Source organism: Streptomyces sp. SM1 (genome assembly GCF_002910825.1).
Classification (GTDB): Bacteria; Actinomycetota; Actinomycetes; order Streptomycetales; family Streptomycetaceae; genus Streptomyces; species Streptomyces okerensis.
In genome coordinates, this window is sequence record NZ_NEUB01000054.1 from 1 (window position 1) to 20,723 (window position 20,723).

Here is a 20,723-nt window from a genome sequence, read left to right on the forward strand (position 1 = left end):
CGACCCGGGTCTTGGCGTCGCCGAACAGCATCTGGGAGTTCTCCCGGAAGAACAGCGGGTTCTGCACCCCGGCGTAGCCCACGGCCATCGACCGCTTGAAGACCACCACGTTCCCCGCCTCCCACACCCGCAGCACCGGCATCCCGGCGATCGGCGATTCCGGGTCGTCGGTCGCCGCCGGGTTGACGGTGTCGTTGGCGCCGATGACGAGCACGACGTCGGTGCCGGCGAGGTCGTCGTTGATCTCGTCCATCTCCAGGACGATGTCGTACGGCACCTTCGCCTCGGCCAGCAGCACGTTCATGTGACCCGGCAGGCGGCCGGCGACCGGGTGGATGCCGAAGCGCACGTCGACGCCCCGCTCGTGCAGCAGCCGGGTCAGTTCCGCGACCGGGTACTGGGCCTGCGCCACGGCCATGCCGTAGCCGGGGGTGATCACGACGGACGAGGCCGACAGGAGGAGTTCGGCCGTGTCCTCCGCCGAGATCTCCCGGTGCTCGCCGTGGTCCTGGTCGCCCGACGGACCGGCCTCGATCCCGAAGCCACCGGCGATCACCGAGAGGAAGGAGCGGTTCATCGCCCGGCACATGATGTAGGAGAGGTAGGCACCGGAGGAGCCGACCAGCGCGCCGGTGACGATCAGCAGGTCGTTCTCCAGCAGGAATCCCGAAGCGGCGGCCGCCCAGCCGGAGTAGCTGTTGAGCATCGAGACGACCACGGGCATGTCACCGCCGCCGATGGACGCGACCAGGTGCCAGCCCAGCGCCAGCGCCAGCACGGTCACCGCGACCAGCAGCCCGAGCCCGGGAGTGACGACGTACAGCACCGTGAGGACCACGAAGGCGGCGAGCGCGGCGACGTTGATGACGTTCTTGCCCGGCAGCATCATCGGGGCGGACTTCATCCGCGCCGAGAGCTTGAGGAAGGCGACGATCGAGCCGGTGAAGGTGACCGCGCCGATGAACACGCCGATGAAGACCTCGGCGTGATGGATGCCGTCCGCGTGCGAGCCGGCGTCGAGGTGACCGTTCCAGCCGATCAGCACCGCGGCGAGACCCACGAAGGAGTGCAGCAGCGCGATCAGTTCGGGCATGCCGGTCATCTCCACCCGCCGTGCGCACCACAGTCCGGTGACCGCCCCGACCGCGACCGCGGACACGAGGACGATGACGGAGGTGCCCGAACCGGCGTCGGTGACCTGCAGGACCGTGGCGGCGAGCGCGAGCGTCATGCCCGCGACGCCGTAACCCCAGCCCTGGACGGCGCTCTCGTGCTTGGAGAGCCCGGCCAGCGCCAGGATGAACAGGAGGGCGGCGACCAGGTACGCCGCGCCGGAGGCCGAGAGGATGTCCATGTCGTGTCAGGCCTTCCGGAACATCGAGAGCATGCGGCGGGTGACGGCGAAGCCGCCGAAGATGTTGATCGAGGCGAGCAGCGTGGCGACGCCGGCGAGCACCAGCACCACGTTGTCGGACCCCGTCAGCTGCATCAGCGAACCCACCACGACGATCCCGGAGATGGCGTTGGTGACCGACATCAGCGGTGTGTGCAGCGCGTGGTGCACGTGCCCGATCACGTAGAAGCCGACCACGGTCGCCAGCGCCAGCACGGTGAAGTGCTGGGTGATCTGTGAGGGCGCGAACGCGTTGAGCAGGAACAGCGCCAGTCCGCCGGCGCCGACCAGCGCCGTCCTGACGGCCGGGGAGAGCTTCTTCTCCTCTTTCTTCTCCGGCGCCTTCACCGACGCGGCAGCCGCCGGGGCCGCCGAGACCTGCACCGGTGGCGGCGGCCAGAGCACCTCACCGTCGTGGACCACGGTCAGCCCGCGCTGCACGGTGTCCTCGAGGTCCAGCGCGACCCGGCCGTCCTTGGCCGGCGTGAGCAGCTTCATCAGGTTGACCAGGTTGGCGCTGTACAGCTGGGAGGACTGCGCCGGAAGACGCGCGGGCAGGTCGGTGTAGCCGATGATCGTCACGCCGTTGTCGGTGACGACGACCTCGTCCTTGACCGAGCCCTCGACGTTGCCGCCCTGGGCGGCGGCCATGTCGACGACGACGCTCCCCCGCTTCATGGAGGCGACGTCGGCGGCCGTGATCAGCCGCGGCGCGGTCCGCCCCGGGATCAGGGCGGTGGTGATGACGATGTCCACCTCGGCGGCCTGCTCGGAGTAGATCTCCGCGGCCCGCCTGTCGTACGCCTCCGAGGTCGCCTTCGCGTACCCGTCGGTCGACTGCTCGACCTCGACGTCCACGGGCAGATACGTGCCGCCGAGCGACTTCACCTGGTCGGCGACCTCCGGCCGCGGATCGGTGGCCCGGACGATCGCCCCCAGGGAGGCGGCGGCGCCGATCGCGGCCAGTCCCGCCACGCCGGCTCCGGCGACCAGCACCTTCGCCGGCGGGACCTTGCCCGCGGCGGTCACCTGCCCGGTGAAGAACCGGCCGAAGTGGTGCGCCGCCTCGATCACCGCCCGGTAACCGGCGATGTTGGCCTGGCTGGAGAGGATGTCCAGCGACTGGGCCCGTGAGATCCGCGGAACCACGTCCATCGCGAAGGCGTCGATCTTGCGCGCGGCCAGTGCCGACAGCAGGTCGCCGCGGGCGGCCGGGGCGAGGGGTGCGACCAGCGTCGCCCCCTCCTTGAGCCGCTCCACCTCGGAGAGCTCGGGCCCGTTCACCCGGAAGACCAGGTCGGCCCCCCACGCCTCCGCCGCCGCACCGATCGTGGCGCCGGCCCGGGCGTACGCCTCGTCGGTGAATCCCGAGCCCTCACCGGCCCCGGCCTCGACCACCACCCCGTAACCCAGTCCGGTCAGCTGCTTGACCGTCACGGGCGTGGCCGCCACCCGGGTCTCTCCGGGCCTGGTCTCTCGTATCACTCCGATGAGCATCTTCGGCTCTCTTGTCTAGGGAGTCAGGGACACTGCTGTACAGATGCGCGAGCCATCGAAGTATTGCGGGTTCACCGGGCAGGGGACACGTGTGCCGTGCCACACCACCGGCTGCGCGGGGCAGGGAGGCAGGCGGCTGAGGAGGGCGCGCTGTCGGGGAAGCGGTGAATGCCCTGGACGGTGGCCGGCAGCACGGTCGTGCAGCTCTCGACGTGGGACTGCTTCCCGTACTGCGGAAACGCCCCCCGGCACCTCCGCCCGAGCCGAGCCCTACCCGGGCGACCGCGCGGCCGTTCTCCTCATCGGGGTATGTGACGCGCTCCAGGACACCTTCGAGCGTGCGAGCCGACGCTCGCCGTGGGCCGTGCCTGACGGGTGGGCAAGATCCGACGGTACCGGTGGGGTGCGACGGGGGTCGCCCGGCCCGGTGGGATCGGTCCTGAGAAGATGCGGTCCGGCCTGGGGAAGGGCACCGGAACATGGGACTGACGTACGGCTACGACATCTACCTGCCTCCGGGGAACGTCGCCGGGGCGCTGACCGCTCTGGCAGAACTGGCGCCGCCCTCACGTGTCGTACGGCCCCTCGAGGTCACTCTGCGGGGCGGCGACCGGGTCGTCCTCCCCTTCACGTCCGGATTCGAGAGCGAGCCGGTCGACTGCTCCACAAGCGACACGCTCGACCTCGACACGTCCCTCATGTTCGGCCTCGACGACGCGGTGCGCGAGTACGGGGAAGTGTCCGGCTTCTGAGCCGAGGAGAACGGACAGGTGCAGATCGGGTACGTCTACCTGACGGTCCGGTTCCGGTCCTTCCCGCACCCTGGATACACGGCGTTGGAATTCTGGGCGGCGACGTCGGGGATGAGCCGCCTGTTCGCACGGTCGGCGAGTGTCGGGAAGCTGTTCACCGACCTCACCGCCGCGAGCGGCGGCGTGTGCTGCCTGTTCGACACCGGCGACGGCGGCCCCGAGGAAGTGTGCTGGCTCAAGGGCGAGGCGACCCGGGAGTTGGTCGGCGGCCCTCTGTTTCCGGATCGGGAGGCTCTGGTGGCGACTTGGCCACAGCCTGGCGCCAGCACTCCATCGCGGGCCCCTTCAACACCTTGAGACGTCCTGCCCAGCGACGTCCCGTCCGCCGTGCGACAGTGCACGCGGTCCCCGGAGCTATCGCGGCGCCTGAGGCTTCCGGTGCCTGCCGGTCCCATGGCCGGGATCGGTCGGCGGAACCGGCCTCGGGCCGGAGTGAGCTCGGGGCCGGGAAACAGGATGCGCTTGGCCTCCGCGAGGTTGACCGCGAGGCCGTACGGCTCCCACACGTACCCGTTCCACCGCTGGATCACTCGTGGGGCATCAGGAGTCAGATGTGCCCCCTGTGGGCCGTCCCCCCCGGTCAAGGGGACGGCGGGGAGCCGTCCGACCTTGGCGGCACGGCGCTCGGCCCACCGCGACATCGGTTCGTCATCGGGCAAGACGATGCTCCCAGCGCAGCGACGGACTGCCCTCGACCCAGTAGACGTGCGATCTGTCGGTGACGCGGAGTCGCACAGCCTCGGTTCCCGGGCTGCCGTGGTCCTGCCAGGCCCCAAGGGCGCGCTCGATGTCGTCCCAGAGGGCGACCGGGCCGCCCTGGCGTACGGTCCAGATCCCGCCGTCGACGATGAACTCGGCGAACGATTCCCGCTCAGCGTCGAAAAGGAACCGCAACGGTGCGCCATCGCTGAGAGTGGCTCGAACGAACTGCGCTCCGGGCGCCACAAGCTGCGCGAGGAAGGCGGGCATCCACTCCTCCAGGACATGAGGAGACAGCCGCGCCAACCGGTCGGTGTCGGCGTAGGCGGTGCGGGCGGTGAGGTCTCCGGCCACGGGTGTCATCGCCTGAGCCCGAGCCTGCATGAAAGAGGAGCGAGCGACAATCGCGCCTTCGGCGGTGCCGTCCTCACCGACGGTGACCTTCGCCAGGCCGGTTCCCCAGGGCCAGGAGCCGACCGTTCCGAGAATGACGCCACCGGGCTTCGTCTGCCGGACCCACGTGTACGGAATGCGGCGGACCGCGCACGTGGCGATGACCCTGTCGTACGGTGCCCGCTGAGGGTGGCCGAGGAGTCCGTCGCCCGTCACTGTCCACGTCGAGTGGCCGACGGCTTCGAGGGCGGCATCGGCACGGGCCGCCACCTGGGGGTCGACCTCGATCGTGGTGACGTTGTCCTCACCCACGTAGTGGCACAGGAGGGCCGTCGAGTATCCGGTGCCCGTGCCGATCTCCAGGACGCGGTGTTCCGCCATGAGGTCCAGGGCCTCGATCATCCCGACGACGGTGGTCGGATCGGTGGAGGACGACGTAGGCACACCCGTGACGGGTTCGCCGGTTCCGTCGGCGGTGAGGCGGCCGTCGAGCTGGGTGGTGAGGGTATCGAGGCCGTACACGATCCTCAGCCACTCCTCCGGGTCGGTGCCGAGCGCGGTGACCGGCCGCCAGGTCCGTCCCTCGTCGATGAAGACGCCAGGGCGCAGGAACCGCTCACGGGGGACGGCCTCCACGGCCGCGCGCAGCCAGGGCGATTTCAGGACGCCGCTGTTCATGAGACTCACGGCCATACGACGCCGTTCGAATGCCGCGTCCGTCATCGGCGGTCTCCTTCCATGAGCAACCCGGCGAAGGCGGCGGACATCCCGAGGCCGGTCTCCGTCTCCAGCCATCCCCACTGGCCGTTGGGATTCAGCTCCAGCCACCAGTAGTTCCCCTCCCGGTCCACCGCGAGATCGAAGCTCCCTGATACCAGCTCCAGGGAGTCCAGACAGGCGTGCAGTGCCTTGTCCACACGATCGGGGAGGCGTTCGACGGCATAGGTCAGGTTGCTGTAGTCCTGACGCCAGTCCAGCAGTTCGGAATCGATGCGCACGGCGAACGTGTGCCGGCCCGCGATCAGGACGCGGACATCGGCCGCCTTGTGCACGCGAGCCTGGAACAGGTGCGGGGTGACGCGAACGCTGTCGTCGATCTCGTCAGCGGTGACGGGGGTGGCCCATCCGGTCACCGGCACTCCCTCTCGTCTGTACGGGGTCCACCGCAACGTCTTGAAGATCGCATCCCCCTGGGCGCGGACGAACTCACGTGCCTCGTCGGGGTCGTTGGTGACGAGCGTCGGCGGGACCCTGATGCCGAGCCGCCGGGCGAGAGCGAGCTGAGCAGGTTTGTAGTCGGCCGCGGCGATCCGCAACGGATGGTTGACCCAGAGCGGGCCGGCCAAGGTGAACCGGACCACCGGCACACCGCGCCGGTTCAGCTCCGTAATCACCATGTCGGCGGTGATGTCGTCCACCTCGGTGACCACCAGCACCGGCCTCGTCTCGGTCATGGTCATCAGTCCTGATTGCTGTCCTGGTCGTGCCCCTGGTCGTTCCGGGAGTCCGAGTTCGTCGTCGTGGAGGTCTCGGTACCGGAGCTGGTGCCGTGCTTACCCATCTCGACCACGTGACCGTCGCGGTCACGGAACACTCCGAGCTGGGTGGCGGGGTCGACGGCAACCGTGGCATGGGGCCTGCGGATGGTGGTCGGGTAGGGCGCGAGCCGGCTGACCCCCCGCGGCCGCGCGAGGCAGGGAGGTGCGACGGATGTGGGCATGGAACTACTCCTTCTGTTGCAGGGGTGGTGCGGACCACAACATCGGGTGAGCCGACCACAGGGTCTCGGCCGTCCGACGGTGTGTGACCAGTGAATGACGATCCGTTACCTTCTTCCAGAGCGGACCCCGTGCATCTCCCTGGCGCTTTCCGGGCGTCAGGGGCGAGTTGGGGGGCGCTCTTCCCTGAGAGGAGACCAATGCCATTGAGACGTCAGCGCTTGGCCGCTCTGCGGACCTCGCAGGGCTGTTCCCAAGAGGAACTCGCCGAAGCGCTCGCGGTGGCCCCGTCCACCGTGATTCGGTGGGAAGGCGGCCGTGCCGCACCGCAGCCGCACCAACGGCCCAGGATTGCCGCCGTGCTGGGAGTCACCCTCTCTGAGCTGGAAGGGCTTCTCTTTGAAGAACGGCCGACCGGAAACGCCGTGCTCCCTGACGCTCCTCTGCGCGGGACCGAGGACGATATGAAGCGCCGCGACGTCCTGGGTCTGCTCGCCGTCACGAGCGCGCTGGTCACCTTGCCCGGCCCGGACGATGCATCCCGAGGACACACGGCGGCGGCCCTGCTGGAAGCAGGGGACGACCTGCGCCGAAGCCTGTGGCGGGTCTACAGCCTCTCGGACTCCAAGCAAAGTGTCCTCCCGGCAGTCCGTAAGCAGCTCGACACCCTGACGACGGGGCTGGCCGAGGCGCGTACCGCAGCGGACAGGGTGAGACTGTGCGCGATGACGGCCGACGTCTATCAGCTCGCCGGCGAACTCTTCTTCGACGCCAACCGGTACACCGACGCCGCCCGGTGCTACACGCTGGCCGCCCAAGCGGCTCAAGCCGGCGGTGATGACGACCTCTGGGCCCGCGCCATGACCCGGCACGCCTACGTCGAGCTCTATGCCCGCCGTGCGCCCGCTGCGCAACCTCTGTTGGCCGCCGCTGCCCGGATCGCCCAGCGGGGCGACAGCACCTTGTCCACTCGCCACTGGGTCGCCGCCGTCGAGGCTGAGGCGTACGCCGCCGTGGGAGACTTCGACGCCTGCACTCGATCCCTCGACGAGGCCGAGAAGGTGCACGTTCTCGACGGTTCCTCCCACAACGGCGGTTGGCTCCGCTTCAACGGCGCCCGCCTCCCCGAGGAGCGAGGAGCCTGCTACCTCCGGCTCGGCCGGCCCGACCTCGCACATGAATGACGGTCGGGTCTTCCGCGAGGCATGGATCGCCGGTGTGACCAAGCATTACCCGGGTGAACCGAAGCCCGGCTACGTCACGCCGCGGGAGGAGACGCCCGAGTGGGAGCGCGAGGCCGCCGCAGCCGTGTACGGGCAGGTCCGCGACTTCATCAGGGTCAGCGCAGGGCACGCCACCCGGCTCACCCGTGAGCAGAAGGGCCGCTTCGTGGCGACCTGCTGGACCGCACAGATGTTCAAGCACTTCGAGAATCCGAAGCCCGGCTATGTCGCCGACTGGGCCGATCTACCGGGCTGGCAGCAGGAAACGGACGCGGACATCTTCGAACGCATCGAGCGGACCGAGTGATCCCTGAGGCGGCCCTCGGATCCCTTCACGTTCACCTTCCCAAGCGGCGCCGCGCTTTCGTCAGGGCCTCCCTGCGGACTCTTTCAGGGCTTCGAGGAAAGAGGCGAACGCGGCGGTGCGGAAGCTGAGGGTGGCGCGGGCGGGGGCCTTGGAGTCGCGGACGGCTATGTGGGTAGGTGAGTTCGCTATCTCGACGCAGTTGTTGCCGTCATCGGGGCCCGAGTGGGACGACTTACGCCAGGTGTCCATGGGTGCCTCACAGCTCCTTCGCCAGGCGACTGATGAAGTCACGCGACCGCTCCGGGTCGAGCGATGCGGCTTCCACCTTACGGAAGCGCGTTCGAAATGCAGCGAGCTGCGCCTCGGAGTCGATGAACGCCGAGCCGTGCGGCACGTCACGCACCACGGTATCCAGCTTGGGCACGGGTCCGCCCGCGTACGTCATGGAACTGCCGGCCCTGGCGAAGCCGTCCAGGTCAAAGGGGATGACGCGCACCGTGACGTTGTCCGCTTCGGAGAGTTCAAGAAGCTTGACGAGCTGAGCCCGGGACGCGGCGCGGTCGCCGACCCTGATACGCAGGGCGGACTCATGGATGACCGACTCGTACGGCGTCGCGATCTGCTGGCGCCTCATGCGGTGACCAACGCGCAAGTGAAGTTCCTCCCGGGTGAGTTCAGGGACCCGAGAGGAGAAGACCGCCCGTGCGTAGTCCTCCGTCTGCAGCAGACCCGGCACGTAGAGGATCGCCACCTCCCGCAAGGCCTCGGCGTGACATTCCAGTTCAGCGAGGTCCAGGAACGACGTGGGTAGGTGGCCCCGGTACTCCTCCCACCAGCCCTGTTTTCGGTCCGTGGCCATGACGGTCAGTGCTGCGACGAACTCATCGTCCGCGCACGCATAGTGGGATGCAAGGCGGCGTAGTCGCTGCTCACTCACCCCCGTGGCCCCGGTTTCGATCTGACTGACCTGGACCCGATTCACTCCGAGCAGCGCGGCCGCCTCTACGGTCGTGAACCCCGCAGCTTCCCGGAGCCTGCGCAACTCAAGCCCAAGGCGCATCTGACGTGCGGTTGGTTCACGCCTGAGGACCATCAACTGCTCCTTGGTTCAGGGTGCCTGCCCGTGCTGCCCTCTCGGGTTCAGATTACGCGATCAGCTCGCCGTGGATTACACGTAAGCCCTACCGTCAGTGACACGACGCACACCGTGCGACACCGGGCCACCGGGCCACCGGGCCACCGGAAGCGCACCGCCCCGTCCCGCCATGACGGCCGCGGCAATGACACCGGGCCCACTCCCGACCAACTCCCCTCACCGACAACGGAGTCCCGCATGCCCGAAAACGAACCGTGGGAGTACTCCCTCTACATCCCCCCACGACCTCCGCGCCGTCACCGTCAGCCGCCGTACCCTCCGCCTCATCCTGACGATGCACGGGCTGACGGCCTCGTCGACGTCGCCGAACTCCTCGCCGCGGAGCTGGTCTCCAACGCCGTACGGCACACCAAGGGCCCCGCCGGCCTGCGCGTGCGCTGGTCGCCGCCGGGGACGCCGCGGATCGGGGCGTGGGACGCGGACCCCGAACCTCCGCAGCCGCCAGGGCCGTTCGCGGCGGAGGACGAGTCGGAGGGCGGGCGGGGTCTCGCACTGGTGCGGGCGTGCGCCGATGTGTGGGGGTGGCAGCCCCTGGCCAGGGACGGCAGCCGGGGCAAGTACGTGTGGTGCGAGCTGGGTGCCGCCTGAGGGCGGGCCTGTCCGGCGACGTGCGCCGGACAGGTCCCGGGCCCCGGTTTCCCTGCGGGCGCCCGCACCCTTGCTACTGACCGGTCGGTCTGGTTTCGTACCGCGCTACGAGAGGGTGGTCACGGAGACGCGAGGAGAGACGAGCGGCGTGGACCGGGGAACACAGACGAGGACCAGGGACTCCCTACCGGAAGGACTCGCCCGGGCGATACGGGAGACCGCCAGTGCCATCGCCGTACTCCTGGACGGTGCGACGGACATGACCGGTCCCGTACCGGGGCTGGAGTGGACCGTCGGCGAGACGGCCGCCCACCTGGCACTGGCCAACGGCCTGATGGCCGATATCGCGTCCGGTCAGGAACGCGCCTACGGAGACGGCACGCCACAGAGTCTCGCGGCGGCCAACGCGCGGAGTCTCGTGGAGTTCCCCGAGCGCGCGGCGGAACCGCTGGCCGCGATGATCGTGGAGCAGGCCGACGCGTTCCTGGACGCGATGGGCCGGGCCACGGCGGAAGGGACCGCGGGCCGGACGTTCCTGACCCCGCTCGGTCCCATGGACCAGGACGTTTTCGCCTCGTACCTGCTGACCCACATGTTGGGCCACGGTCACGATCTCGCCCGTGGGCTGCGTCGGCCGCACATGATCGACGAGACGCGGGTCGGGCTGTGCCTGCCGTTCCTGAAGACGGCGATGCCGCGCGTCGCCGCCGCCTCCGCACTGACGGCCCGTTACACCGTGCGCGTCCGGGGCGGCGAGGCATTCGGCGTCACGTTCACCGACGGCACGGTCGAGGTGCTTCCCGGCCCGCCGGAGCGCTCGGACTGCACCATTCTCACCGAGCCGGCCGCCTTCCTCGTCATGGCGCTGGGACGGATGGGCCCGTGGCAGGCCATGGCACGCGGAGCCGTACTCGCCTGGGGCCGCAGACCCTGGCTCGCCCTCCGCTTCCCCACTCTGTTCCACGTGCCCTGACCCATGAACCGGCGGCAGCGGAAGAAACTCTCCCGGCGTCTCTTCGATGCGACTCTCGCAGGTGACATCGCCGGGGTAGAGACCGCTCTGCGGGCCGGAGCCGACCCGGAACGGAGTGACGGCGAGGGCGCCACCCCGCTCTATGCGGCGTGCGTGGACGGAGACGCGGAGATCGCCCGGCTGCTCCTGGCGGCAGGGGCCTCCCCCGACACCGAGAGCGGCGGCCTCGGTTCGGAGGGCACGCCGCTGTGCGCGGCCGCCTGCTGGGGTCACACCGGGGCAGTGCGCGCGCTGCCGGCGTACGGCGCCGATCCGAACCTCCGCGAAGACCGGGGCACGGGCCGTACCCCTCTGGAGTGGGCGAACGACGGCCCTCATCCGGAAACCGCCGGCCTTCTCGTCGCGGCGGGCGCGGCTCCCCACGGGGGAACGGCGTAGGACGGCCGACCCGGTCCCTGCCCGACCCGACCACGAAGAGGCCCGGGCCGCCCGTCGGTCACGATTCGGTTCCGGCCACCCGGTACCCCCTTGCCCTCCACCGTGTAATCGATTCCAATCCTCCGTGTAATCGATTCCACGAGGAGGTGGAACGGCGATGGCGAGCATCAAGGACGTCGCTGCCGAGGCCGGGGTGTCCGTCGCCACGGTGTCGCGGGTGCTGAACCAGCACCCGTCGGTCAGCCAGGACGCCCGTCTGCGTGTGACGGCCGCCGTGGAGCGGCTGGGGTACCGGCCGAACGCCGTCGCCCGGTCGCTGCGGACCGATCAGACCCGCACTCTCGGGCTGGTCATCAGCGACGTGATGAACCCGTACTTCACCGAGCTGGCCCGCTCCGTAGAGGAGGAGGCCCGCGCGCTCGGGTACAGCGTGATCATCGGCAACGCCGACGAGCGGCCCGATCTCCAGGACCACCACGTGACGACGCTGCTGGACCGCCGTATCGACGGGCTGCTCGTCTCCCCCACCGACGGCGGGTCGCCCCGCATGCTGGACGCCGCCCGCACGGGTACGCCCATGGTGTTCGTCGACCGCTGGATCCCCGGTGTCGACGTGCCCGTCGTCAGGTCGGACGGACGGGCCGCCGTACGGGATCTCGTCGCGCACCTGTACGAGCTCGGGCACCGGCGGCTGGCGATCATCGCCGGTCCGGCCGCCACCACCACCGGCCGGGAGCGCGTGGACGCCTTCCGGGAGGCGCTCGGCGCGTACGGGCTCGCCCTCCCCGACGCCTACATCGGCCAGGGCGACTTCCAGGCCGCCAGCGGGCGCCGGGTCACCGAGGGCTTCCTCGGCCTGGCCGAGCCGCCCGAGGCCGTGTTCGCCGCCGACAACCTGATGGCACTCGGCGCGCTGGACGCCGTACGGGCACGCGGGATGCGGGTCCCCGACGACATCGCGCTCGCCGCGTTCGACGACATCCCCTGGTTCGTGCACACCGGTCCGCCGGTCACCGCCATCGCCCAGCCGACCCGGGAGCTGGGGCGGGCCGCCGTACGCGCGCTGGTCGACCGGATCGAGGGGCGGACCGGTGAGTCCGTGACCCTCCCGGCACGGCTGGTCGTCCGCCGTTCCTGCGGCGAGGCCGTCCCCCGGGACCCCCTGCCCACCCCGTCCGTCCCGCCCGTCCCGTCCACCCCGTCCCCCGTACGAAGGAGTACGCCGTGAGCAGCCGCAGTCCGGACGAGTTGCTGCGCATCGAGGGCATCCGCAAGACCTTCCCCGGCGTGGTCGCGCTCGACAGCGTCGACTTCGATCTGCGCCGGGGCGAGGTGCACGTGCTCCTCGGTGAGAACGGCGCGGGCAAGAGCACGCTGATCAAGATGCTCTCCGGCGCCTACACGCCCGACGCCGGCCGGATCGTGGTCGGCGGCGAGGAGGTGCGCGTCCATGGTGCGCAGGACTCCGAGCGGCTCGGGATCGCCACCATCTACCAGGAGTTCAACCTCGTCCCCGATCTGACGGTCGCCGAGAACATCTTCCTGGGGCGTCAGCCGCGCCGGTTCGGGATGATCGACCGGAAGAGGATGGACGCCGACGCCGAGGTGCTGCTCGAGCGGGTGGGGGTCAGGGTCTCTCCCCGTGCGCGGGTGCGTGAACTCGGCATCGCCCGGCTGCAGATGGTCGAGATCGCCAAGGCGCTCAGCCTGGACGCCCGGGTCCTGATCATGGACGAGCCGACCGCCGTGCTGACCTCCGAGGAGGTCGAGAAGCTGTTCGTCATCGTGCGGCGGCTGCGCGAGGACGGGGTGGGGATCGTCTTCATCACCCACCACCTGGAGGAGATCGCCGCCCTGGGAGACCGGGTCACGGTCATCCGGGACGGCAGGAGTGTCGGGCAGCTGCCCGCCTCCACCCCCGAGGACGAGCTCGTACGGCTCATGGTCGGGCGGTCCATCGAGCAGCAGTACCCGCGCGAGCGCACCGACGCCGGTGACCCGCTGCTCGAGGTCGAGGGGCTGACCCGGGACGGTGTCTTCCACGACGTCGGTTTCGAGGTGCGGGCCGGTGAGGTCGTCGGCATCGCGGGGCTCGTCGGGGCCGGCCGGACCGAGGTGGTCCGGGCCGTGTTCGGGGCCGATCCGTACGACGCCGGGACCGTGCACGTCGCGGGCGCCCCGCTGCGCCGGCACGACGTGAACGCCGCCATGGCGGCCGGGGTCGGGCTCGTGCCCGAGGACCGCAAGGGGCAGGGGCTGGTGCTCGACGCCTCCGTCGAGGAGAACCTCGGGCTCGTCACGCTCCGGTCCACCTCCCGCGCGGGCCTCGTCGACCTCAGGGGTCAGCGCGAGGCGGCGGAGCGGATCGCCGGGCAGCTCGGCGTGCGGATGGCCGGGCTCGGGCAGCACGTGCGCACCCTCTCCGGCGGCAACCAGCAGAAGGTCGTCATCGGCAAGTGGCTGCTGGCGAACACCAAGGTACTCATCCTCGACGAGCCGACGCGCGGCATCGATGTCGGCGCCAAGGTCGAGATCTACCAGCTGATCAACGAACTGACGGCCGCCGGCGCCGCCGTCCTCATGATCTCCAGCGATCTGCCCGAGGTGCTCGGCATGAGCGACCGGGTCGTGGTCATGGCGCAGGGGCGCGTCGCCGGCGAACTCCCCGCCGAACAGGCCACCCAGGACGCCGTGATGGCGCTCGCCGTCGGCACCACACCGCACAGCAACGGAACGGAGGCCGACGGTGGCCACTGACACGCTCAAGAGCAAGCCGGGCGCGCGGGGCGGCGCCACGGGCGGCCTGCGCCGCCTGCTCCTCGACAACGGCGCGCTGACCGCGCTGATCGTCCTCGTGATCGCCATGTCGGCGCTGTCCGGGGACTTCCTGACCGCCGACAACCTCCTCAACGTCGGCGTCCAGGCCGCCGTGACCGCGATCCTCGCCTTCGGCGTCACCTTCGTGATCGTGTCGGCGGGCATCGACCTGTCGGTCGGTTCGGTCGCCGCGCTGTCGGCGACCGTGCTGGCGTGGAGCGCGACCGAGGCCGGGATGCCGGTCGTGCTCGCGGTGCTGTTCGCCGTCGCGACGGGCATCGTCTGCGGTCTGGTGAACGGTTTCCTCGTCTCGTACGGGAAGCTGCCGTCGTTCATCGCGACGCTGGCGATGCTGTCGGTGGCGCGCGGTCTGTCGCTGGTCATCTCGCAGGGTTCGCCCATCGCCTTCCCCGACTCGGTCTCCCACCTGGGTGACACGCTGGGCGGCTGGCTGCCGGTGCCGGTCCTCGTCATGGTGGTGATGGGGCTGCTGACCGCCTTCATCCTCGGCCGGACGTACATCGGCCGTTCCATGTACGCCATCGGCGGCAACGAGGAGGCCGCCCGGCTGTCCGGTCTGCGGGTGAAGCGGCAGAAGCTCGCCATCTACGCCTTCTCCGGCCTGTTCGCCGCCGCCGCGGGCATCGTGCTCGCCTCCCGGCTGGCCTCCGCGCAGCCGCAGGCCGCGCAGGGCTACGAGCTGGACGCGATCGCCGCCGTCGTCATCGGCGGCGCCTCCCTCGCGGGCGGCACCGGCAAGGCCTCGGGCACGCTGATCGGCGCGCTGATCCTGGCGGTGCTGCGCAACGGGCTCAACCTGCTGTCCGTGTCGGCGTTCTGGCAGCAGGTCGTCATCGGTGTCGTCATCGCGCTGGCGGTGCTGTTCGACACGCTGCGCCGCAAGGCCGGCGCGACCACTCCGGCGGCCGGTGCGTCCGGCGGCGGCGACAAGGGCAGGCAGGCACTCACCTACCTCGTCGCGGCGGTCGTCGCCGTCGCGGTCGTCGGCGCCACCTCGCTGCTGCACAACGGGTCCTCGGCGGCGAAGACGCAGCGGATCGGTCTGTCGCTGTCGACGCTCAACAACCCGTTCTTCGTGCAGATCCGGGACGGTGCCGAGGAGGAGGCGAAGAAGCTGGGCGTCGACCTGACGGTCACCGACGCGCAGAACGACGCCTCCCAGCAGGCCAACCAGCTGCAGAACTTCACCAGCGGCTCGCTCTCCTCCGTCGTCGTCAACCCGGTCGACTCCGACGCCGCCGGTCCCGCGGTGAGCGGCGCGAACAAGGCGGACATCCCCGTCATCGCCGTGGACCGCGGTGTCAACAAGGCGGACACGGCCGCGCTGGTCGCCTCCGACAACGTCGAGGGCGGCGCGCTGGGCGCCGAGGCACTCGCCGAGAAGCTCGGCGGAAAGGGCACCATCGTCATCCTCCAGGGCCAGGCCGGCACCTCCGCCAGCCGCGAGCGCGGCGCGGGCTTCGCGGCCGGGCTGAAGGAGTACCCGGGCATCAAGGTCGTCGCCAAGCAGCCCGCGGACTTCGACCGCACCAAGGGCCTGGACGTGATGACGAACCTGCTCCAGGCGCACCCCGACATCAACGGTGTCTTCGCCGAGAACGACGAGATGGCGCTCGGCGCGATCAAGGCGCTCGGCTCCAAGGCCGGGAAGTCGGTCCAGGTCGTCGGCTTCGACGGCACGCCGGACGGGCTGAAGGCGGTCGAGGCGGGCACGCTGTACGCCTCCGTGGCGCAGCAGCCGAAGGAACTCGGCCGGATCGCGGTGCGGAACGCGTTGCGCGCCGCCGACGGCGAGAAGGTGGAGAAGATGGTGAAGGTTCCGGTGAAGGTGGTCACGAAGGAGAACGTGGCCGGCTTCGAGGGCTGACGCCGGGCGCGCGGGCACGGACGCAGGGGGCGGGCGGTCACGTCGACCGCCCGCCCCAGACCCGTATTCACTCGGGTTCACCCGGGTTCACCCGAATTCTCAGGATCGGAGAGCGATTCATGTACGACTACGACCTCCTGGTCGTCGGCTCGGCCAACGCCGACCTGGTGATCGGTGTCGAGCGCCGGCCGGGCGCCGGGGAGACGGTGCTCGGCTCCGACCTGGCCGTCCACCCGGGCGGCAAGGGCGCGAACCAGGCGGTCGCCGCCGCCCGGCTCGGTGCCCGTACGGTCCTGCTGGCCCGGGTCGGCGACGACGGTCACGGCCGGCTGCTGCTGGACTCGCAGCGGGCGGCCGGGGTGGACACGGTGGGTGTGCTGGTGGGCGGGGCGCCGACCGGGGTCGCGCTGATCACGGTGGACCCGTCGGGGGACAACAGCATCGTCGTCTCCCCGGGTGCGAACGGCCGGCTGACGCCCGCCGACGTGCGGGCGGCCGTGAGCCTCTTCCACGCCTCACGGGTGGTGTCCACGCAGTTGGAGATCCCGCTGGAGACGGTCGTGGAGGTGGTGCGGAGTCTGGTGCCGGGCAGCCGGTTCGTACTGAACCCGTCCCCGCCCCAGCCGCTCCCGTCCGAGGTGCTGGCGGCCTGCGACCCGCTGATCGTCAACGAGCACGAGGCGAAGGTCATCCTGGGGGACGCGGGCGGAATCAGCGACGAACCGGAGGACTGGGCACGGCTGTTGCTGGCGAAGGGGCCGCGTTCGGTGGTGGTGACACTGGGCGGTGAGGGCGCGCTGGTGGCGTCCTCGGAGGGTGTCGCGAGGGTTCCGTCCGTCAAGGTGCCCGCCGTGGACACCACGGGTGCGGGTGACGCGTTCACCGCCGCGCTGGCCTGGCGCCTCGGCGCGGGCGAGCCACTGGCCGAGGCGGCGGCGTACGCGGCCCGGGTGGGAGCGGCGACGGTCACGAAGGAGGGGGCGCAGGTGTCCTTCCCGACGGCGGCGGAGGTCACGTCGCTGTGAAGAAGCACGGGATCCTGAACCGGCATCTCTCCGGCGCCCTGGCCGAACTGGGGCACGGCGACGGGGTGCTGGTGTGCGACGCCGGGATGCCGATACCCGACGGGCCGCGTGTGGTGGACCTGGCGTTCCGGGCCGGGGTGCCGTCCTTCGCCGAGGTGCTGGAGGGGCTGCTGGCCGAGCTGGTGGTGGAGGGCGCGACGGCCGCGACCGAGGTACGGGCCGCGAATCCGGCGGCCGCCGAGCTGCTGTCGGGCCACTTCCCCGCCCTCGCGCTGGTCCCGCACGAGCGGCTCAAGAAGCTGAGCGGCGGCACGCGGCTGGTCGTCCGCACCGGCGAGGCACGGCCGTACGCGAACGTACTGCTGCGCTGCGGGGTGTTCTTCTGAGTTCGCGCGGGGCCTGAGTCAGGGCGCGGAAAGCTTCGAGGGGGCCCGGTCCGTCGACCGGGCCCCCTCGGTTCCCACCCCTGCCAGAACCCCCTGAAATCCCCCCCCGGGTCCCCACCCGGGGGTCCTGACGCACAGTGAGACCCGTCAGGTGCGGGGAGGGTTGTACGGTCCGCGCGAGAATCTCCGCGGGGCGGCGTACGGGGGCGGCGTACGGGGGCGGCCGTCAAGGGACGCTTCTGATCACGCCGGTGCCACGGCTCCGCTAGGCGGCGTGTTCCATGAACCGGGCCGCCGTCTCGGCGAGGACCTCGCGGCCGTCGCGGGTCCACAGGGTGTCATTGAAGAGTTCCACCTCGATGGGGCCGGTGTAGCCGGCCGCCTCCACGTAGCCCTTCCACTCCCGCATGTCGACGGCGCCGTCGCCGATCTGGCCGCGGCCGTTGAGGACGCCCCCGGGCAGCGGGGTGGTCCAGTCGGCGAGCTGGAAGGTGTGGATGCGGCCCTGGGCGCCCGCGCGGGCGATCCGGGCGGGGGCCTGGTCGTCCCACCAGACGTGGTACGTGTCGACGGCGACGCCGACCTGGTGGGCGGGGAAGCGTTCGGCCAGGTCGAGGGCCTGGGCGAGGGTGGAGACCACGCAGCGGTCGGCCGCGTACATGGGGTGCAGCGGTTCGATGGCCAGTCTCACCCCGTGTTCCCCGGCGTAGGGGCCGAGTTCGGCGAGGGCGTCCGCGATGCGTTCGCGGGCGCCGCGCAGGTCCCTGGAGCCGGGCGGGAGTCCTCCGGAGACCAGGACGAGGGTGTCGGTGCCGAGGGCGGCGGCCTCGTCGACGGCGCGGCGGTTGTCGGCCAGGGCGGCGGACCGCTCGGCGGGGTCGCTCGCGGTGAGGAAACCGCCGCGGCACAGGGTCGTCACCGCCAGGCCGGCGTCCCGTACGAGTTTCGCGGCCGCCTCCACCCCGTACGACTGGACGGGCTCGCGCCACAGGCCGACACCCGGTACGCCCGTGTCACGGCAGGCTTCGGCGAGTTCCGGCAGGGAGAGCTGCCGGACCGTCATCTGGTTGATGCTGAAGCGGGCGAGGCCGGCGGTCTTCGTCATGGGGTCACTCCGTACAGGTGCAGCAGGGTCCTCATGCGGTCCTCGGCGAGCTTGGGGTCGGGGAACAGGCCGAGGGTGTCGGCGAGTTCGTAGGCGCGGGCGGAGTGCGGCAGGGAGCGGGCCGACTGGAGACCGCCGACCATCGTGAAGTGGGACTGGTGGCCGGCCAGCCGGGCGAGGAACACCACGCCCGTCTTGTAGAACCGGGTGGGCGCCTGGAAGAGGTGGCGGGAGAGTTCGACGGTGGGGTCGAGGAGGGCGCGGAATCCGTCCGTGTTCCCGGTGTCGAGGACGCGGAACGCTTCGGCGGCCAGCGGGCCGAGGGGGTCGAAGATGCCGAGCAGGGCGTGGCTGAAGCCCTGGTCGTCGCCGGCGATCAGCTCGGGGTAGTGGAAGTCGTCGCCGGTGTGGCAGCGCACGCCCCGCGGGAGACGGCGGCGCAGGTCGATCTCGCGCTGGGCGTCGAGGAGGGAGACCTTGATGCCGTCGATCCGGTCGGGGTGTGCGGCGATGACCTCCAGGAAGGTGTCGGTGGCCGCGTCCAGGTCGGACGAGCCCCAGTAACCCTCCAGCGCCGGGTCGAACATGGGGCCGAGCCAGTGCAGGATCACGGGTTCGGTGGTCTGGCGGAGGAGGTGACCGTAGACCTCGAGGTAGTCGTCGGGGCTCTGCGCCGTCGCGGCGAGCGCGCGGGAGGCCATGAGGATGGCCTGCGCGCCCGACTCCTCGACGACCGCGAGCTGTTCCTCGTACGCCGCGCGGACCTCGGCGAGGGTGCCGCCGGTGAGCTGGTCGGTACCGACGCCGCAGGCGATGCGGCCGCCGGCCGCCTTCGCCTCGGCGGCGGAACGCCGGATCAGCTCCACCGCGCCCGCCCAGTCCAGGCCCATGCCGCGCTGCGCGGTGTCCATGGCCTCGGCGACGCCCAGTCCGTGCGACCACAGGTGGCGGCGGAAGGCGAGGGTGGCGTCCCAGTCGACGGCGGCCGGCGAGTCGGGGGACACGTCCGCGTACGGGTCGGCGACGACATGGGCCGCCGAGAAGACCGTCCGGGAGGTGAAAGCGCTTCCCGGGGTGACGGCGCGGGGTTCGGTGCGGGGTTCGTAGGGGCGCAGGGTGCCGTCCGCGCCGGGCAGGTGGAGGGTCACAGGGCCACCTCCGGTACGTCGAGGCGGCGGCCCTCGGCGGAGGATCTCAGGCCCAGTTCGGCAAGCTGGACGCCGCGGGCGCCGGCCAGCAGGTCCCAGTGGTAGGGGGCGTCGGCGTGGATGTGGCGCAGGAACAGTTCCCACTGGGCCTTGAAGCCGTTGTCGAACTCGCCGTTGTCCGGGACCTCCTGCCACTGGTCGCGGAAGACCTCGGTGGCGGGGACGTCGGGGTTCCAGACCGGCTTGGGGGTGGCGGAGCGGTGCTGGGCACGGCAGGTGCGCAGGCCGGCGACGGCGGAGCCCTCGGTGCCGTCGACCTGGAACTCGACCAGTTCGTCGCGGTGGACGCGCACCGCCCAGGAGGAGTTGATCTGGGCGATCACTCCGCCGTCGAGTTCGAAGACGCCGTAGGCGGCGTCGTCGGCGGTGGCGTCGTAGGGCTTGCCGTTCTCGTCCCAGCGCTGCGGAACGTGGGTGGCGGTGAGGGCGGTCACGGACTTCACGCGGCCGAACAGCTCGTGCAGGACGTACTCCCAGTGCGGGAACATGTCGACGACGATGCCGCCGCCGTCCTCCGCGCGGTAGTTCCAGGAGGGGCGCTGGGCGTCCTGCCAGTCGCCCTCGAAGACCCAGTAGCCGAACTCGCCGCGCACGGACAGGATGCGGCCGAAGAAGCCGCCGTCGATGAGACGCTTCAGCTTGAGCAGGCCCGGGAGGAAGAGCTTGTCCTGGACGACGCCGTGCTTGATGCCGGCCGCGTTCGCCAGCCGGGCGAGTTCCAGGGCGCCGTCGAGGCCGGTGGCGGTGGGCTTCTCGGTGTAGACGTGCTTGCCGGCCGCGATGGCCTTCCCGAGGGCGTCCTCGCGGGCCGAGGTCACCTGGGCGTCGAAGTAGATGCCGATGCTGTCGTCGGCGAGGACCGCGTCCAGGTCCGTGGAGACGTGGTCCAGGCCGTGGCGTTCGGCGAGCGCCCTCAGCGCGTGCTCGCGGCGGCCGACCAGGACCGGCTCCGGCCACAGCACGGTGCCGTCGCCGAGGTCGAGTCCGCCCTGTTCGCGCAGGGCCAGGATGGAGCGGACGAGGTGCTGGCGGTAGCCCATGCGCCCGGTCACACCGTTCATGGCGATTCGCACCGTCTTGCGTGTCACGTCGTTCCC

21 protein-coding genes and 3 pseudogenes are annotated in these 20,723 nt (G+C 70.8%); 13 read left to right on the forward strand and 11 right to left on the reverse strand.

Translation table 11 applies throughout. The features are described from left to right. Together pntB and B9S61_RS01145 are read right to left on the reverse strand one after the other, a co-directional pair. The coding region (gene pntB, locus B9S61_RS01140; protein WP_103540500.1) for a Re/Si-specific NAD(P)(+) transhydrogenase subunit beta at positions 1 to 1,354 on the reverse strand (1,354 nt) is incomplete at its 3' end. 6 nt (positions 1,355 to 1,360) lie between these two features. Beyond that, positions 1,361 to 2,890, reverse strand: coding sequence for a Re/Si-specific NAD(P)(+) transhydrogenase subunit alpha (locus B9S61_RS01145; protein WP_103540501.1), 1,530 nt, complete (start codon positions 2,888 to 2,890; stop codon positions 1,361 to 1,363). A 479-nt stretch (positions 2,891 to 3,369) separates the two neighbouring features. Between B9S61_RS01145 and B9S61_RS41935 the strand changes: the two genes are divergently transcribed. Together B9S61_RS41935 and B9S61_RS41940 are read left to right on the forward strand one after the other, a co-directional pair. Then, positions 3,370 to 3,642, forward strand: coding sequence for a hypothetical protein (locus B9S61_RS41935; RefSeq protein WP_258039495.1), 273 nt, complete (start codon positions 3,370 to 3,372; stop codon positions 3,640 to 3,642). An 18-nt stretch (positions 3,643 to 3,660) separates the two neighbouring features. Next, the gene (locus B9S61_RS41940; protein ID WP_258039496.1) at positions 3,661 to 3,999 is read left to right on the forward strand and encodes a hypothetical protein; all 339 of its coding nucleotides are present in this window, start codon (positions 3,661 to 3,663) and stop codon (positions 3,997 to 3,999) included. Between the two features lie 152 nt (positions 4,000 to 4,151). Here B9S61_RS41940 and B9S61_RS41430 read toward each other — a convergent pair. The 4 genes and pseudogenes from B9S61_RS41430 to tgmA all read right to left on the reverse strand — a co-directional run. Next, positions 4,152 to 4,343 (reverse strand): annotated as a pseudogene (locus tag B9S61_RS41430) (DUF6087 family protein); the annotation flags it as partial. Between the two features lie 7 nt (positions 4,344 to 4,350). After that, positions 4,351 to 5,517, reverse strand: coding sequence for an ATP-grasp peptide maturase system methyltransferase (gene tgmC / locus B9S61_RS01160; protein ID WP_103540502.1), 1,167 nt, complete (start codon positions 5,515 to 5,517; stop codon positions 4,351 to 4,353). Then, positions 5,514 to 6,248, reverse strand: coding sequence for a hypothetical protein (locus B9S61_RS01165; RefSeq protein ID WP_103540516.1), 735 nt, complete (start codon positions 6,246 to 6,248; stop codon positions 5,514 to 5,516). Before B9S61_RS01165 ends, tgmC begins: the two co-directional genes overlap by 4 nt. A gap of 5 nt (positions 6,249 to 6,253) precedes the next feature. Next, positions 6,254 to 6,514, reverse strand: a complete 261-nt coding sequence (gene tgmA / locus B9S61_RS01170; protein WP_103540503.1) for a putative ATP-grasp-modified RiPP — start codon at positions 6,512 to 6,514, stop codon at positions 6,254 to 6,256. Positions 6,515 to 6,712: 198 nt separating this feature from the next. Here tgmA and B9S61_RS41945 point away from each other — a divergent pair. The 3 genes and pseudogenes from B9S61_RS41945 to B9S61_RS01180 form a co-directional block, all read left to right on the forward strand. Next, positions 6,713 to 6,889: pseudogene (locus B9S61_RS41945) on the forward strand (helix-turn-helix transcriptional regulator); the annotation flags it as partial. 87 nt (positions 6,890 to 6,976) lie between these two features. Then, on the forward strand, positions 6,977 to 7,696 hold the full coding sequence (locus B9S61_RS01175) for a transcriptional regulator (RefSeq protein ID WP_258039497.1): 720 nt from the start codon (positions 6,977 to 6,979) through the stop codon (positions 7,694 to 7,696). Further along, positions 7,689 to 8,042 carry a hypothetical protein gene (locus tag B9S61_RS01180; protein WP_103540504.1) on the forward strand — a complete coding sequence of 118 codons (354 nt, stop codon included), beginning with the start codon at positions 7,689 to 7,691 and terminating at the stop codon, positions 8,040 to 8,042. The genes B9S61_RS01175 and B9S61_RS01180 overlap by 8 nt, the downstream gene beginning before the upstream one ends. Before the next feature lie 60 nt (positions 8,043 to 8,102). Here B9S61_RS01180 and B9S61_RS01185 read toward each other — a convergent pair whose 3' ends face one another. Next, on the reverse strand, positions 8,103 to 8,291 hold the full coding sequence (locus B9S61_RS01185; RefSeq protein WP_103540505.1) for a DUF397 domain-containing protein: 189 nt from the start codon (positions 8,289 to 8,291) through the stop codon (positions 8,103 to 8,105). 7 nt (positions 8,292 to 8,298) lie between these two features. Continuing rightward, positions 8,299 to 9,135, reverse strand: a complete 837-nt coding sequence (locus B9S61_RS01190; protein ID WP_103540506.1) for a helix-turn-helix transcriptional regulator — start codon at positions 9,133 to 9,135, stop codon at positions 8,299 to 8,301. A gap of 240 nt (positions 9,136 to 9,375) precedes the next feature. On the opposite strand from B9S61_RS01190, the pseudogene B9S61_RS01195 reads away from it, so the two are divergent. The 8 genes and pseudogenes from B9S61_RS01195 (at position 9,376) to rbsD (ending at position 17,313) form a co-directional block, all read left to right on the forward strand. Further along, positions 9,376 to 9,786 (forward strand): annotated as a pseudogene (locus tag B9S61_RS01195) (ATP-binding protein). Between the two features lie 148 nt (positions 9,787 to 9,934). Next, positions 9,935 to 10,759, forward strand: coding sequence for a maleylpyruvate isomerase family mycothiol-dependent enzyme (locus tag B9S61_RS01200; RefSeq protein WP_103540507.1), 825 nt, complete (start codon positions 9,935 to 9,937; stop codon positions 10,757 to 10,759). Positions 10,760 to 10,762: 3 nt separating this feature from the next. After that, on the forward strand, positions 10,763 to 11,197 hold the full coding sequence (locus B9S61_RS01205; RefSeq protein ID WP_103540508.1) for an ankyrin repeat domain-containing protein: 435 nt from the start codon (positions 10,763 to 10,765) through the stop codon (positions 11,195 to 11,197). 157 nt (positions 11,198 to 11,354) lie between these two features. Then, positions 11,355 to 12,425, forward strand: coding sequence for a LacI family DNA-binding transcriptional regulator (locus tag B9S61_RS01210; RefSeq protein WP_103540509.1), 1,071 nt, complete (start codon positions 11,355 to 11,357; stop codon positions 12,423 to 12,425). Next, positions 12,422 to 13,954 carry a sugar ABC transporter ATP-binding protein gene (locus B9S61_RS01215; protein ID WP_103540510.1) on the forward strand — a complete coding sequence of 511 codons (1,533 nt, stop codon included), beginning with the start codon at positions 12,422 to 12,424 and terminating at the stop codon, positions 13,952 to 13,954. The genes B9S61_RS01210 and B9S61_RS01215 overlap by 4 nt, the downstream gene beginning before the upstream one ends. Next, positions 13,944 to 15,902 (forward strand): substrate-binding domain-containing protein, encoded by a 1,959-nt coding sequence (locus tag B9S61_RS01220; protein ID WP_103540511.1) that lies wholly within the window; start codon positions 13,944 to 13,946, stop codon positions 15,900 to 15,902. Before B9S61_RS01215 ends, B9S61_RS01220 begins: the two co-directional genes overlap by 11 nt. A gap of 119 nt (positions 15,903 to 16,021) precedes the next feature. Beyond that, positions 16,022 to 16,927 carry a ribokinase gene (locus B9S61_RS01225; RefSeq protein WP_103540512.1) on the forward strand — a complete coding sequence of 302 codons (906 nt, stop codon included), beginning with the start codon at positions 16,022 to 16,024 and terminating at the stop codon, positions 16,925 to 16,927. Further along, the gene (gene rbsD, locus B9S61_RS01230; RefSeq protein ID WP_103540513.1) at positions 16,924 to 17,313 is read left to right on the forward strand and encodes a D-ribose pyranase; all 390 of its coding nucleotides are present in this window, start codon (positions 16,924 to 16,926) and stop codon (positions 17,311 to 17,313) included. The genes B9S61_RS01225 and rbsD overlap by 4 nt, the downstream gene beginning before the upstream one ends. A gap of 265 nt (positions 17,314 to 17,578) precedes the next feature. Here the strand turns inward: rbsD and B9S61_RS01235 are convergent, their stop codons facing one another. Genes B9S61_RS01235 through B9S61_RS01245 form a run of 3 tightly spaced genes read right to left on the reverse strand, consistent with a single transcriptional unit; the run spans position 17,579 to position 20,714 of the window. Beyond that, complete coding sequence (locus B9S61_RS01235; protein WP_103540514.1) at positions 17,579 to 18,418, reverse strand: sugar phosphate isomerase/epimerase; 840 nt, start codon at positions 18,416 to 18,418, stop codon at positions 17,579 to 17,581. After that, the gene (locus tag B9S61_RS01240; protein ID WP_103540515.1) at positions 18,415 to 19,566 is read right to left on the reverse strand and encodes a dihydrodipicolinate synthase family protein; all 1,152 of its coding nucleotides are present in this window, start codon (positions 19,564 to 19,566) and stop codon (positions 18,415 to 18,417) included. The genes B9S61_RS01235 and B9S61_RS01240 overlap by 4 nt, the downstream gene beginning before the upstream one ends. Continuing rightward, positions 19,563 to 20,714: a Gfo/Idh/MocA family protein gene (locus B9S61_RS01245; protein ID WP_181007180.1), complete on the reverse strand. Its 1,152-nt coding sequence runs from the start codon at positions 20,712 to 20,714 to the stop codon at positions 19,563 to 19,565. The genes B9S61_RS01240 and B9S61_RS01245 overlap by 4 nt, the downstream gene beginning before the upstream one ends. Between the last annotated feature and the right edge of the window lie 9 nt (positions 20,715 to 20,723).